The 13,941-nt window shown below is 65.2% G+C and carries 13 protein-coding genes; 1 reads left to right on the forward strand and 12 read right to left on the reverse strand.

Features of this window, described 5'->3' with window-relative positions:
* The 3 genes from GJ695_RS26905 to GJ695_RS26915 form a co-directional block, all read right to left on the reverse strand.
* A partial coding sequence (locus tag GJ695_RS26905) for a response regulator (protein WP_154370192.1) occupies positions 1 to 3,115 on the reverse strand: 3,115 nt, incomplete at its 3' end.
* A gap of 120 nt (positions 3,116 to 3,235) precedes the next feature.
* The gene (locus GJ695_RS26910; protein ID WP_154370193.1) at positions 3,236 to 3,982 is read right to left on the reverse strand and encodes an alpha/beta fold hydrolase; all 747 of its coding nucleotides are present in this window, start codon (positions 3,980 to 3,982) and stop codon (positions 3,236 to 3,238) included.
* A 144-nt stretch (positions 3,983 to 4,126) separates the two neighbouring features.
* Positions 4,127 to 4,492 carry a MarR family winged helix-turn-helix transcriptional regulator gene (locus tag GJ695_RS26915; RefSeq protein WP_229260668.1) on the reverse strand — a complete coding sequence of 122 codons (366 nt, stop codon included), beginning with the start codon at positions 4,490 to 4,492 and terminating at the stop codon, positions 4,127 to 4,129.
* Between the two features lie 167 nt (positions 4,493 to 4,659).
* Between GJ695_RS26915 and fnr the strand changes: the two genes are divergently transcribed.
* Positions 4,660 to 5,418: a fumarate/nitrate reduction transcriptional regulator Fnr gene (fnr, locus tag GJ695_RS26920; RefSeq protein ID WP_154370195.1), complete on the forward strand. Its 759-nt coding sequence runs from the start codon at positions 4,660 to 4,662 to the stop codon at positions 5,416 to 5,418.
* 6 nt (positions 5,419 to 5,424) lie between these two features.
* Here the strand turns inward: fnr and GJ695_RS26925 are convergent, their stop codons facing one another.
* The 9 genes from GJ695_RS26925 to GJ695_RS26965 all read right to left on the reverse strand — a co-directional run bounded on the left by GJ695_RS26925 (position 5,425) and on the right by GJ695_RS26965 (position 13,939).
* Positions 5,425 to 5,928: a FixH family protein gene (locus tag GJ695_RS26925; protein ID WP_154370196.1), complete on the reverse strand. Its 504-nt coding sequence runs from the start codon at positions 5,926 to 5,928 to the stop codon at positions 5,425 to 5,427.
* Between the two features lie 11 nt (positions 5,929 to 5,939).
* Positions 5,940 to 7,325, reverse strand: a complete 1,386-nt coding sequence (ccoG, locus tag GJ695_RS26930) for a cytochrome c oxidase accessory protein CcoG (protein ID WP_154370197.1) — start codon at positions 7,323 to 7,325, stop codon at positions 5,940 to 5,942.
* Positions 7,322 to 8,278 (reverse strand): cytochrome-c oxidase, cbb3-type subunit III, encoded by a 957-nt coding sequence (ccoP, locus tag GJ695_RS26935; protein ID WP_154357356.1) that lies wholly within the window; start codon positions 8,276 to 8,278, stop codon positions 7,322 to 7,324. The genes ccoG and ccoP overlap by 4 nt, the downstream gene beginning before the upstream one ends.
* Positions 8,271 to 8,435 carry a cbb3-type cytochrome oxidase subunit 3 gene (locus GJ695_RS26940; protein ID WP_154357357.1) on the reverse strand — a complete coding sequence of 55 codons (165 nt, stop codon included), beginning with the start codon at positions 8,433 to 8,435 and terminating at the stop codon, positions 8,271 to 8,273. Before GJ695_RS26940 ends, ccoP begins: the two co-directional genes overlap by 8 nt.
* 1 nt (position 8,436) lies before the next feature.
* Positions 8,437 to 9,051, reverse strand: coding sequence for a cytochrome-c oxidase, cbb3-type subunit II (gene ccoO, locus GJ695_RS26945; protein WP_154357358.1), 615 nt, complete (start codon positions 9,049 to 9,051; stop codon positions 8,437 to 8,439).
* A 14-nt stretch (positions 9,052 to 9,065) separates the two neighbouring features.
* Positions 9,066 to 10,487 carry a cytochrome-c oxidase, cbb3-type subunit I gene (gene ccoN / locus GJ695_RS26950; protein ID WP_154357359.1) on the reverse strand — a complete coding sequence of 474 codons (1,422 nt, stop codon included), beginning with the start codon at positions 10,485 to 10,487 and terminating at the stop codon, positions 9,066 to 9,068.
* Positions 10,488 to 10,578: 91 nt separating this feature from the next.
* Positions 10,579 to 10,740, reverse strand: a complete 162-nt coding sequence (gene ccoS / locus GJ695_RS26955) for a cbb3-type cytochrome oxidase assembly protein CcoS (protein WP_154370198.1) — start codon at positions 10,738 to 10,740, stop codon at positions 10,579 to 10,581.
* Positions 10,740 to 13,202, reverse strand: coding sequence for a heavy metal translocating P-type ATPase (locus GJ695_RS26960; protein WP_154370199.1), 2,463 nt, complete (start codon positions 13,200 to 13,202; stop codon positions 10,740 to 10,742). The genes ccoS and GJ695_RS26960 overlap by 1 nt, the downstream gene beginning before the upstream one ends.
* Positions 13,181 to 13,939 (reverse strand): sulfite exporter TauE/SafE family protein, encoded by a 759-nt coding sequence (locus GJ695_RS26965; protein WP_154370200.1) that lies wholly within the window; start codon positions 13,937 to 13,939, stop codon positions 13,181 to 13,183. The genes GJ695_RS26960 and GJ695_RS26965 overlap by 22 nt, the downstream gene beginning before the upstream one ends.
* Between the last annotated feature and the right edge of the window lie 2 nt (positions 13,940 to 13,941).

The raw sequence follows: 13,941 nt of genomic DNA on the forward strand, positions 1-13,941 counted from the left end.
CCTCGGCCGGCGGCGGCGTCACGGTCGGCGCGGGCGCCGCCGCTGCGGCGACCGGCGCTGGCGCGACCGGCTTGGGCAGCTGGCGCCGCAGCACGTCCAGCATCTCGTCCACTTCGATCGGCTTGGGGATGAAATCGGTGATGCCGGCCTCGCGGCTGCGCTCGCGTTCGGATTCCAGCACCCCGGCCGTCATGGCGATGATCGGCAGCGTCAGCTTGAGTTCCTGGCGCAGGATGCGGGTGGCGGTGAAGCCGTCCATCACCGGCATCTGCATGTCCATCAGCACCATGTCGTAGTCGGCGGCGCGGGTGCGCATGAGGTCGACCGCCTGGCGGCCGTCGCCGGCGATGTCCAGCGTGGCGCCGGCGTGTTCCAGGATGCCGCGCGCCACCGCCTGGTTCAGCAGGTTGTCCTCGACCAGCAGGAAGTGGATGTCGGCCAGCGTGCCGACGATGCCGTGTTCGGCCACCGCCTGCGGATCGGCCTCGCCCTGCGTGGCCAGCGCCTGGTGCAGCGCGTCGAACAGGTTGGAACTGGTGATCGGCTTGACCAGCACCACGTCCGCCTCCGGCGCGTGCGAGATTTCCTCGATGCGGTCGCGGGCGAAGGCGTTCAGCATCACCACGATCGGCTGCGGCCTGCCGTTGGCGGCGGCGCGGATGCCCTTGGCCGTGGCCAGCCCGTCCATGCCGGGCATGTGCCAGTCGGCCAGCACCACGTCGTAGGGCTGCTGGTGGTCGAGGCTCTGGCGGTAGCGGCGCAGCGCGGCTTCGCCCGAATCGACCTCGTCCGCCTGCCAGCCCCAGGCGCGGATCAGGCGCGCCACCAGCTCGCGGCTGGTGCGGTTGTCGTCGGCCACCAGCAGGCGCAACTGGCCCAGCGCCGGCTTGCGGCGCTCGTCGGTCTGGTCGGACTGGATATCGAACGGCAGGCTGAACCAGAAGGTCGAGCCCTGCCCCGGGCGGCTGTTGACGGCGACCTGCCCGCCCATCAGCTCGATCAGGCGCTTGGTGATGGCCAGACCCAGGCCGGTGCCGCCGAAGCGCCGGGTGATGCTCTGGTCGCCCTGGGTGAAGGCGTTGAACAGCTGCGCCAGCTGGTCCTCGGTCATGCCCATGCCGGTGTCGCGCACCTCGAAGCGCAGCAGCGCGCTGTGGGCGTCGCGCGCGTTGAGCTGGACGCTGACCACCACCTCGCCCTGTTCGGTGAACTTGATGGCGTTGCCGGCCAGGTTGACCAGGATCTGCTGCAGCCGCATCGAGTCGCCGCGCAGGCGGTTGGGAATCGCCGCGTCGACGCTGATCGCCAGTTCCAGCTCCTTGTCGCCGGCGTTCATGGTCATCATGGTGGCCAGCGCGTTCATGGTCTCGTCGAGCGCGAAATCGATCGGCGCCAGGTCCAGCTTGCGCGCCTCGATCTTGGAGAAGTCCAGCACGTCGTTGAGGATGCCCAGCAGCGACTGGCCCGACACCCGCACCATGTTGAGGTACTTGCGCTGCTGCGGCGTCAGCTGCGTGTTGCCGAGCAAATACACCATGCCCAGCACCGCGTTCATCGGCGTGCGGATCTCGTGGCTCATGTTGGCGACGAAATCGCTCTTGGCGCGGTTGGCGGCCTGCGCGCGGTCGCGTTCGCGCTCCAGCTCCAGCGCGCGGGTTTCCACTTCCTGTTGCAGGCGGTGGCGTTCGGTGATGTCGGAAATCACCGCCAGCACCTTGGTGCCCTGGTCGGTGCGCACCGCGCTCAGGTTGACCTCGACCGGGAACTCGCTGCCGTCGCGGCGGCGGCCGTAGGTGGCGGCGCCATTGCCCATGCGCACCGGCTCCGCGCTCAGGCGGTCGGCAAAGAAGCGGTTGCGGTGGACCACGTGCTGCTTGCGCAGCCGTTCCGGCACCAGGATCTCCAGCGGCTGGCCGAGCACCTCGTCGCGCTCGTAGCCGAAGCAGCGTTCGCCTTCGCGGTTGAACGTCTCGATGCGGCCGTCGACGCCGACCACGACGATGGTGTTCGGCGCGAACTCGACCAGGCTTTGCAGGCGCGCGTCGGCCGCCAGCCGCTCGTGCATCAGGTCGTTGAAGGCGGAGGTCAGTTGGCCGATTTCGTCGCGCGCATGCACCGGCAGCGGCGTGAAGCGGTCGGGATCGGCGCGCAGCGCGACGATGGCGTTGCGCAGCCGCGCCAGCGGCGCCAGCAGGCGCAGGGTCAGCATGCTGATCAGCAGCGCGGTCAGCACCGCCGCCACGCCGCTCCAGATCAGCACCCGGTTGAGCACGCCGTCGAAGGGCTCGAACGCTTCCTTGGCCGGCAGCGAGGTGGCCAGCAGCCAATCGACCGACTTCAGCTGCTTGAAACTGTTCAGGGTGGGCTGGCCGTCGCTGGTGCCCATCACCGTGCCTTCGAAGCCCTCTTCCAGCGCGCGCGTGGTGGCCGGATTGGCGTTGGCGGCGCGCGGTTTCAGCAGGCGGGTGATGTCGGGATGCAGCACGTAGACCGGCGTCTCGCCGCGCGTGACGGCGAAGTAATAGCCGGTGTTGCCGACCTTGGCCGAGCGCAGGTGGCCCAGCAGATTGTCCTTGTACAGCCGCAGCACACCGATCAGCACGCACACCACTTCGCCCTTGGCGTTGAGCACCGGCGCCACCATCTGCACCACCGGCTGCTTGTTGGCGCGGCCGATGATGGGTTCGGTGATCATCGGCTTGCGGGTGCGCATCACGGTCTTGAAATAGGCGCGGTCGGAGGCGTCGATGCCGACCCGGCCCGGCACCAGCGGCAGATCGGAAATCACCTTGCCCTCGGCGTTCAGCACCAGCAGGTCGTCGAACAGGGCCAGCACGGCGCGGTTCTGGTAGTAGTCGCGCAGCTGTTCGGTGGAGCCGGCCAGCGCGGGCGGCTGGTTGCGGGCGGATAGCGCGATGATATCCAGCAGCATGGTCAGCTTGTCGTCCAGCTCCTGCGCGGTGCGGCTGACCAGCGCGGCCTGCTGCGTGAACAGCACCCGGGTGTAGTCTTCCTGCATGCGTTGGGTTTGCACCAGCGTCACCAGGCCGATCATCAGGACCGAGGTGATGCTGGTAGCGAGCGCGACTTTAGCCTTGATGCCGATAGGCTTCATATCATCCTTGCTGTATGCGGGGGCTGAAGCGATTCTCCTATCAAAGACTAACGTTGGCAAGAAACAAAAAAAAGCAGGCGTACCGAACGCACGCCTGCTGTGGTTTTGTGTGAAACCAGATTAACGCTGCGCTGCGGCGATGATCACTTCCGCCACCTTGGCCGGCTGCGACACCATCGGCACGTGGCTGGTCGGCAGCGTGGTCACGGTGGCGTTGAGTTTCTTGGCGAAGGCCTGCTCCAGTTCCGGCGCGATCATGCGGTCCTTGCTGGCGACGATGTAGTAGTTGGCTTTGTTTTTCCATGCGGCCACGGTGGTGGTGTCGCCGAAGGCTTTGGCGGCGATCGGACCCTGGGTGGCGGCGATCAGTTTTTTCTCGGCCGGGGTGACGTCCGGCGCGAAGTTCTGCGCCACCGATTCAGTCGGCAGCCACAGGTAGCCGCCGGCGTCGGCTTTCAAGGTGGCGATGCCAGGTGGCACGGCGTAGTCCTTGCCCAGGTTGGCGGTGGCTTCCCCTTCGGAAGGCGCGAACGCGGCCACGTAGACCAGCGCCTTGATCTTGTCGCTGGTGCCGGCCTGGGTGATCACGGTGCCGCCCCACGAGTGGCCGACCAGCACTACTTTACCGGTCTGCGCATCGACCACGCGCTGGGTGGCGGCGACGTCGTCGGCCAGCGAGCTCAACGGATTTTGCACGGCGACCACTTTGTAGCCCTTGGCTTCCAGGATCGGGATCACTTTGCTCCAGCTGGAACCGTCGGCGAAGGCGCCGTGCACCAGCACGATGGTGGTGTCGCTGGCGGGAGCGGCGGCGTTGGCGAAGGCGGTGGCGGCGAGCAGGGCGGCGGCGATGACAGTGCGTTTCATGATAAATCCTCTCAAGGTTATGTGCTAATGATTAGTGCGCTAAGTATTGCGGTTTTAAAAACGCGCTTCAGGTAAAGCGCGTTCCGTTGAGATGAAATATAGCGCACTAAAAAATAGTGCGCAAGCTAATTTCGATTTATTTTTTCAATCGGTGAGATTGCGGTTCAGTTTGCCGAGGGTGGCCATCAGCGTGCCCACCTCGTCGTGGCCGATCCGGCATTCGGCGGCGAAGTCCTGGCTGACCTTGAGCGCGGCGGCGCGCAGCGCCTGGCCGGCGGCGGTCAGCGTCAGCACGCGGTTGCGTTCGTCGCGTGGATCGCGGTCGCGGGAAAGGTAGCCTTCCGCCTCGAGCCGCTTGACCACCGGCGTCACCGAACCGGAATCCTGCTGCAGCCGTTCGGCCACGTCCTTGACGCCGAGGCCGTCCTGCTCCCACAACACCACCATCACCAGGTACTGCGGATAGGTGAGGTTGAGCGCGCTTAGCAGCGGCTTGTAGGTCTGGGTCATTTTCAGCGATGTGTTGTAAATTAAGAAACACAAGTGCTGGTCGAGGGTGGGAGGCTTGGGCAGGGTCATCCCGCTAGCCTAACAAAATATTTTCCCGCGCGCGAATACCTGATCGGATGACTGCGGAATAGCGGCCTAAATCAAGTCCGATGAGCTACACTAGCTGCATGATACGAGAACTTCCTTCGCTGGTGATCCCCGGCGCGACGATAGAGGTGCTGAAGGCAAGCTGCGCGTCATGCAGCATGCACCAGCTGTGCCTGCCCATGGGGCTGGATAACAACGATATGGAGCGCCTGGACCAGATTATCGGCCGCCGCCGCAAGGTGGCGCGCGGCTCGACGCTGTTCCGCATCGGCGATCCGTTCCAGAACCTGTACGCGATCCGCCTCGGCCATTTCAAGACCTACCAGGTCAACCGCGAGGGCGCGGAGCAGATCACCGGCTTCCAGATGGCCGGCGAGCTGCTGGGCATGGACGCCATCAGCGCCGACGAACACCATTGCACCGCCGTGGCGCTGGAAGACAGCGAGGTGTGCGAGATTCCGTTCGCCACGCTGCAATCGCTGCTGGGCGAGATGCCGACCTTGTTGCGGCATTTCCACCGCATGATGAGCCAGGAGATCACGCGCGAGCAGAGCGTGATGCTGTTGCTGGGGAATATGCAGGCGACCCAGCGCTTTGCCGCCTTCCTGGTCAACCTGTCGTCGCGCTACGAAGCGCGTGGCTATTCGCCGAACACCTTCCAGCTGCGCATGTCGCGCGAAGAGATCGGCAACTACCTGGGCCTGACCATCGAGAGCATCAGCCGTCTGCTGTCGAAGTTCAAGAAGGAAGGCCTGCTGCGCGTCAGCAACCGCGAAATCGAATTGCTCGATCCGCGCATGCTCAAGGCCATCACCGCAGGCACCGAGACCTGCGGTTAAACCACCTTAGTCCGGCAGCAGCTTGATGCTGCGGTTGGCCGGCCACACCCAGGCGCCCGCGAGGCGCCATTCACGTTTTTGTCCTTCCACCAGCACCACCCAGCGGCTGCGTTCCAGCATCGGCAAACGCGTGCTGAAATGGCCCTCGGCGTCCGGCACCAGCATCAGCTTGATATCCTTCTCCGGCTGCGTGGCGTGCGACAGGTGCAGCATCAGCGGGCCGGTGTCCTGGCGGTTGATGCGGCCGGTCATCACGCCGCTGGCGACGTCATACCCCAGCGTCATCGACAAGCCCAGCTGCGCGGCCACGCGGTCGCGCCGCAAGTCCTGGTTGATGGCCTTGCCCTGCGTATAGTAATCGCCGACCACCACCGCGTCGGGCGTCTTGATCGCCAGCCAGGCGGTATAGCTGGTGGCCACCATCACGCTGGCCGGGCCGAGCATCAGCAGCCACGGCCAGCGTTGTTTCCACCACGGCGTGACAGGCATATTGAGTATGGCGTTGGACATGCTGTTTCTCCTTAGTGCGGCACGATAAACACCGCGGATTCTTTCACATGCAGCGACGGGTCGTCGACTGCGGTCAGGGTGACCTGGATCTTGTTCGAGCCGGTGTGGCCGGCGCCATGCGCCACCCGCAGGCGGATCGGATGCGAGCGCGTTTCGGTCGCTTCCACCCGCACCGTGCCGGCGTCGGCCACCGCCAGCGTGTCGATGCCGCTGACGGCGATCTGGTACACGTGGGCCTGCTCGGACGTGTTCATGATCTGCAGGCGGTAGACGTTTTCGATCATGCCGTCCTCCACCTCGCGGCCCATCGAGCCGCGGTCGCGGATCACGTCGAGCTTGAGCGGCGTGCGCAGGTACAGGGCGCTACAGGTGACCAGCACGATCACGCCCAGCACGGCGGTGTAGATCTTGACGCGCGTGCGCGTGGTGCGGCGGCGGATTTCGGTCGGCGTCAGGTGCTCGTCCATGGCGCGCTCGGTGCTGTAGCGGATCAGGCCGCGCGCCTGGCCGGTCTTGTCCATCACATTGTTGCAGGCGTCGACGCAGGCGGCGCAGCCGATGCACTCGTATTGCAGGCCGTTGCGGATGTCGATGCCGGTCGGGCACACCTGCACGCATAGCGAGCAGTCGATGCAGGAGCCGCCGTTGCCGTTGCCGTTTTTCGACAGCGGGCCGCGCGGTTCGCCGCGTTGCGCGTCGTAGGTGATGATCAGGGTGTCGCGGTCGAACATCGAGCTCTGGAAGCGGGCGTATGGGCACATGTATTTGCACACCTGTTCGCGCATCCAGCCGGCGTTGCCGTAGGTGGCGAAGGCGTAGAACAGCACCCAGAACCATTCCCACGGGCCGAAGTCGAAGGTGGCCACTTCGCCCAGCAGGTGCTGGATCGGCGTGAAGTAGCCGACAAAGGTAAAGCCGGTCCACAGCGCGAACAGCAGCCAGGCCGCGTGCTTGGCGCTCTTCTTGCCGAACTTGCGCAGCGACGCCGGCTGGCGGTCGAGCGCGATACGCGCGCTGCGCTTGCCTTCAATCTTGCGTTCCATCCACAGGAAGATTTCAGTGTAGACCGTTTGCGGGCAGGCGAAACCGCACCATACCCGCCCTGCTATCGCTGTCGCCAGGAACAGCAGGTAGGCAGAGATGATGAGCAGGACCGCGAGGTAAATGAAGTCCTGCGGCCAAAGGACCAAGCCAAAGATGTAGAACTTGCGCGTGCCCAGGTCGAACAGCAGGGCCTGGCGGCCGTTCCACTGCAGCCAGGGCGTGCAGTAGAACACCAGTTGCGTCAGCCAGACAAACAGCCAGCGCAGACGGGCATAACGGCCGTCGATCTCGCGCGGGTAAATCTCTTCCCGCGCCGCGTACATCTTGATGACTTGTTCCTTGGGGGCGTTCATTTTTCAGCTGCTATCGGTGGTGGGTCTGCTGGCGCTGGTTGGTTCGGATCGTTGGACAGGCTCCATACATAGGCGGCCAGCACATGCACCTTGGCTTCGCCGAGGAAGTCGGCAAACGCCGGCATGGTGGTGGTACGGCCCTTGTTGATGGTTTCCTTGATGGTGTCCACGCTGCCGCCGAACAGCCAGATCTTGTCGGTCAGGTTAGGCGCGCCCAGCGTCTGGTTGCCCTTGGCGTCGGGACCGTGGCAAGCCATGCAGGCGGCGAACTTTTCTTTGCCGAACACGGCCTTGATCGGATCGTGGGTCGAACCGGACAGGCTCAGCACGTAGTTGGCGACCGCCTCCACGTCCTTGTCGCCACCCACCGCGGCGCCCATCGGCGGCATGGCGCCAACGCGGCCGTGCAGGATGGTTTGCTGGATGGTTTCCGGCGCGCCGCCGAACAGCCAGTCCTTGTCGGTCAGGTTGGGGAAGCCCTTGTTGCCGCGCGCATCCGAACCGTGGCACTGTGCGCAGTAGGTCAGGAACAGGCGCTCGCCGATGGCGTGCGCTTGCGGATCGGCCGCCACCGTTCTCAGGTCCTGTTTCTGGTACTTGGCGAACAGCGGACCATACTCGGCGTCGGCCTTTTCCAGTTCGACCTGGTACTGGCCGCTGGATTTCCAGCCCAGCTTGCCGGCGTAGCTGCCCAGGCCCGGGTACAGGAACAGGTAGGCCAGCGCGAACACGATGGTGATGTAGAACAGCCACATCCACCAGCGCGGCATCGGCGTGTTCAGTTCGGTCAAGTCCTCATCCCACACGTGGCCGGTGGTATCGACATTGCCTTCGCTGGTCTTGGCGACCTTCACCTTCGATTGCGAATACAGCAGGATGCCGCAGCCGATGATGCCCAGCAGGGTCAGGGCGGCGATGTAGATATCCCAGAAGCCATTGGTAAAATCAGCCATGGTGCGCCTCCTCGTCGTCAAACGGCAGATGGGCCGCCGCAGCGAAGTCGTCGGCCTTGCGGTGGACATACACCCACCACAGGATGCCGCCAAAGGTGATGAACGAGATCACCGTCATGATGCTGCTGGCGTGGTCAAACAAAGTTTCGATAGCCATGCTAGTTCCTCGTTTTGATCAGGGTGCCCAGGCCTTGCAGATAGGCGATCAGGGCGTCTTGTTCGGTCTTGTCCTTGAGCTCTTCCGGCGCGGCGGCGATCTCGGCGTCGGTGTACGGCACGCCGGTGCGGCGCAGCGCGCGCATTTTCGGCTGGATGTCGTTGGCCACCAGCGTGTTCTTCGCCAGCCAGGGGTAGTTCGGCATATTCGATTCCGGCACCACGTCACGCGGATTGTTCAGGTGGTCGCGGTGCCATTCGTCGGAGTAGCGGCCGCCCACGCGCGCCAGGTCGGGACCGGTGCGCTTGGAACCCCACTGGAACGGGTGGTCGTAGACGAATTCGCCGGCCACCGAGTAGTGGCCATAGCGCTCGGTCTCGGCGCGCAGCGGCCGCACCATTTGCGAGTGGCAGTTGTAGCAGCCTTCGCGGATGTAGATGTCGCGGCCCGCCAGGCGCAGCGGCGAGTACGGTTTCAGGCCGGCCACCGGTTCCGTGGTCGACTTCTGGAAGAACAGCGGCACGATTTCGACGGCGCCGCCGACGCTGACCACCAGCGTCACCAGCGCGATCAGCAGCCAGGGATTTTTCTCGATCCATTCATGTGAAAATTTCATACTGTGCTCCGAGTTCAGGCGTGGGCCGGATTGACGGCCGGGATAATTGCCACGGCGGTGTCGCGGTTACGCAGGGTCATCCAGGTGTTGTAGGCCATCACACACATGCCCGCCAGGTACAGGCCGCCGCCGGCGACACGCACCACGTAGTACGGATAGGTGGCCTTGACGCCTTCGACAAAGGTGTAGGTCAGCGTGCCGTCCGGATTGACCGCGCGCCACATCAGGCCCTGCATCACGCCGGCGATCCACATCGCGGCGATGTACAGCACCACGCCGATGGTGGCGACCCAGAAGTGCAGGTCGATCAGCTTGGTCGAATACATCTTCTGGTCGCCGGCGATGCGCGGGATGATGTAGTAGATCGAACCCATGGTGATGAAGCCCACCCAGCCCAGCGCGCCGCCGTGTACGTGGGCGATGGTCCAGTCGGTGTAGTGCGACAGCGAGTTGATGGTCTTGATCGACATCATCGGACCTTCGAAGGTGGCGATGCCGTAGAACGACAGCGAGACGATCATGAATTTCAGGATCGGGTCGGTGCGCAGCTTGTGCCAGGCGCCCGACAGCGTCATCATGCCGTTGATCATGCCGCCCCAGCTCGGCGCCAGCAGCACCAGCGAGAACACCATGCCGACCGATTGCGTCCAGTCCGGCAAGGCGGTGTAGTGCAGGTGGTGCGGACCGGCCCACATGTAGGTGAAGATCAGCGCCCAGAAGTGCACGATCGACAGGCGGTACGAGTACACAGGGCGTTCGGCCTGCTTCGGAATGAAGTAGTAGACCATGCCCAGGTAGCCGGCGGTCAGGATGAAGCCCACCGCGTTATGGCCGTACCACCACTGGATCATCGCGTCCTGCACGCCGGCGTAGACCGAGTACGATTTGAACAGCGAAGCCGGCATCGACATGCTGTTGACCACGTGCAGAATGGTCACGGCGATGATGTAGGCGGCGAAGAACCAGTTGGCCACGTAGATGTGCTTGACGCGGCGCTTGATCAGCGTGCCGAAGAAGACCACGGCGTAGGACACCCACACCAGTGCGATCAGGATCGAAATCGGCCATTCCAGTTCGGCGTATTCCTTGCCGCGGGTCAGGCCCATCGGCAAAGTGACGACCGCGCTCAGAATCACGGCCTGCCAGCCCCAGAAGGTGAAGGCAGCCAATTTATCCGAAAATAAGCGCACCTGGCAGGTGCGTTGTACAACGTAATACGAAGTTGCAAACAGGCCGCAGATACCGAACGCAAAAATCACCGCGTTGGTATGGAGCGGACGCAGACGGCCATAAGTCAGCCATGGAATGTCCAGATTCAGCGCCGGCCATGCAAGCTGCGCGGCAATGATGACGCCGACGAGCATGCCGACGACGCCCCAGACTACGGTCGCAATCGTGAATTGCTTGACGACCTTGTAGTTGTAGTGTTGATCCAATTGAGTTCTCCCCGGAACACTTTGATGATGTAGGTCAAAGGTTACTTAGGAGAAGCTTAAAAATCCTTGATATAAGTCAAAATCCGCCGGATCACTTGTGATCAATGGGCGGCTTGTCGTCGTCTTGCAGGATGCGCAGCGCTGGGCCGACCAGGTCGTCGAACTGGCCGTCGTCGGAGGCATGGAAAAAGATCCACAGCGCGACAAACACCAGCACCACGCTGAGCGGAATAAGCAGGTACAGGGCTTCCATCAGCGCCCCTTGCGCAGGCGCAGCGCGTTGAGCACCACCACCGCCGAACTGACCGCCATGCCGACCCCGGACAGCCACGGATTGAGCAGGCCGAGCGCCGCCGCCGGAATCGCCGTGACGTTGTAGATGGTGGCCCAGCCAAGATTCTGGCGGATGATGCGCATGGTGTGTTCCGCCACGCGCGCGCTGTCCGCCACGGCGCCGAGGCGGCCGTTGAGCAGCACCGCGTCGGCATGCGCCTGTGCCAGCGCGGCGCCGCTGCCCATGGCGAAGGAAACGTCGGCCGCGCCCAGCACGGCTGCGTCGTTGATGCCGTCGCCGATCATCGCCACCACGCAGCCGCGCCGCTGCATCTGCTGCACGAAATTCAGTTTGTCGGCCGGCAGGTAGCCGCCGACGGTGGTCTCGATACCGAGCTGGTCGCCGACGCGGCGCGCCAGCACGTCATCGTCGCCGCTGACCAGCACCACCGTCTTGCCGGCCCTGCGGAAGTAATCGACCGTCTCCTGCGCGTCGGGCCGCAGGCCGTCATGCAGCTGCAGGCAGGCCAGCCACTGGCCTTCGACGCCGAGATAGACCGGCGTGACGCCATCGGCTGCGATGCGCTCGGGCGGCAGGCCGCTGATGCCGGCCACGAACTGCGCGCTGCCCAGTCGGTAGCGGCGGTTGTGCACCGTGCCTTCCAGGCCGCAGCCGGCGGTCTCGGTCAACATGCCGGCGCTCCAGTTCTGCCGCCCTGCTTCGTCGGCGGCGTTGGTGATGGCGCGCGCCAGCGGATGGGCGCTACCGGCTTCCAGCGCGGCCGCCACCTGCAGGCAGAAGTCGGCGCGCATCGCGCCCAGTTCCTGTATCCCTTGCAGCACCGGACGGCCCCAGGTCAGCGTGCCGGTTTTATCCAGCACCACGTGGGTGGTGCGATGCAGGGTTTCCAATGTCTGCGGACCGGTCACCAGCACGCCCTGGCGCAGCAGATTGTCGGTGGCGGCGGCCAGCGCGGTTGGCGTTGCCAGCGATAGCGCGCACGGGCAGGACACCACCAGCACCGCGATCGCAATCGGCCACGCGCGCGCGATGCCGCCGTCGTGCCAGAACCAGAAGCCGAAGGCGGCCAGCGCAAACAGCAGCAATCCGGCCACGAACCACGCGGCCACGCGGTCGGCCCACAGCGAGATGCGCGGCTTCTCGCCGCCGGCGCGGTTGATCAGTTTGACCAGGTCGGACAAGGTGCTGTCCTGCGCCTTGCGGGTCACGCGCGCGATCACCATGCCGCCGGCGTTGATGGCGCCGCCGGGAATGGCGTCGCCGGCATTCTTCGGCACCGGTGCGCTTTCGCCGCTGAGCAGCGACAGGTCGAGCGAGGTGCGGCCTTCGATGATGATGCTGTCGGCGGCCACCGCTTCGCCGGGCTTGATAACGATGATGTTATCCACAGCCAGCGCCGCCGCGCGCACGATGGTGGCGGCGCGGCTGGCCGGATAATTTTCCAGCAGCGAGGCCGATGCCGGCAACGCATGCTGCAAGCGTTCCAGCGCGGCGCCGGCCTTGCGCCGTGCGCGCAGCTCCAGGTAGCGGCTGCACAGCAGCAGGAAGATGAACATGGTGACCGAGTCGAACCACACCTCGCCCTTGCCGCTGAAGGTGGCGATCACGCTGGCGCCGAAAGCGGCGGCGATGCCCAGCGCCACCGGCACGTCCATGCCCAGTGCGCGCGCGCGCAGGCTGGACCAGGCGCCGCGCCAGAACGGCAGCGCCGAATAGCAGATGGCGGGTAAGGTCAGCAGCAGGCTGGCCCAGCGCATCAACGACGCCATGCTGTCGTCCAGCGTACCGTCGTCGTGCGCGAGATAGGATGGGGCGACGTACATCATCACCTGCATCATCGACAGGCCGGCGACGAACAGCTGGCGGCCCAGCGTCTTGGCGGCGCGCTGCTGCTGGTCGGCGTGACGGCCGGCGTCGTAGGGGTAGGCGGCGTAGCCGATGGTGTGCAGCGCGCCGAGGATGTCGCCCGGCTTGCAGGCGTCGCTGCGCCAGCGCACATAGAGTTTTTCAGTGGCGACGTTGAGCTGCGCGCTGTCGACGCCGGGCAGGCGCGCCAGCCGCTGCTCGATCAGCCACACGCAGGCGGCGCAGCGGATGCCTTCGACGGTGAAGGTGGATTCGCGGCTGTCCTCATCGAGCGCGAAGCGTGGATCGGCGTTGTCGTACAGTTGCAGTTCCGGCGGTAGCTGTTGCGCGCCGTCGGCGCTGGCGGCGTAGGCGGTGCGGTCGCGGTAGTAGCTTTCCTGGCCCAGGTCGACGATGGTCTGCGCCACCGCCGCGCAGCCGGGGCAGCACATGGTGTGCGAGACGCCGGCGATCGCCACCGTCCAGGCGGCGTGGTCGACCACGTCCGGCAGCGGCTGGCCGCAGTGGTAGCAGGTGGCCAGGGCCGGGTCGTTCAAGGGTGTGGTGTGAGGCATAACATTTCCATCCATTCGGGCGTGACGCCACCCGCTGCGCGGGCAAGCCCGATCACGCCGAACGCCAGCACCAGCAGGCCGCAGGCGATGCGCACCGGACGGCGCTGCATGGCTTTTTGCAGCCGCGCGCCAAGCAGGCCAAGGCCGGTCAGCATCGGCAGCGTGCCGAGGCCGAAAGCCAGCATCAGCGCGGCGCCGTCGGCGGCCGAACCGCTCAACAACGCGGTGGTCAGCACGCTGTACACCATGCCGCAGGGCAGCCAGCCCCACAGCGCGCCGAGGGCGAAGGATTTGGGGGCGGTGTCGGCGGGCATCAGGGTTTTCATGGCGGGGCCGATGACGGGCTGGGCACGCTGCCACAGCACGCGGCCGCCCTGCTCCAGCACGGCCAGGCCGCGCCAGGCGTTCATCAGGTACAGGCCGAGCGCCACCAGCATCAGGTTGGCCAGCCAGTAGAAGCTCATTTGCACGCCGGCCACGGCGGCGAGGTTGCGCGCACCGCCGGCCAGGCCGCCGGCCAGCGCGCCGGCGATCATGTAGCTGCCGATGCGGCCGGCGTTGTAGGCGAGGACGTGGGACAGCGCATCGGCGCGCGCGGCCACGATGGGGATGACGGTATTCGGCGGCGGCCGTGCCGTTGCCGACATCGCGGTGACGATGCCGCCGCACATGCCGACGCAGTGAATGCTGCCGGCCAGGCCGACAACAAACACTGGCAGGAGCTGTGCGCCGTTCATCG

Origin of the sequence: Duganella alba, from assembly GCF_009674495.1 — a bacterium.
GTDB classification, from domain to species: Bacteria; Pseudomonadota; Gammaproteobacteria; order Burkholderiales; family Burkholderiaceae_D; genus Rugamonas; species Rugamonas alba.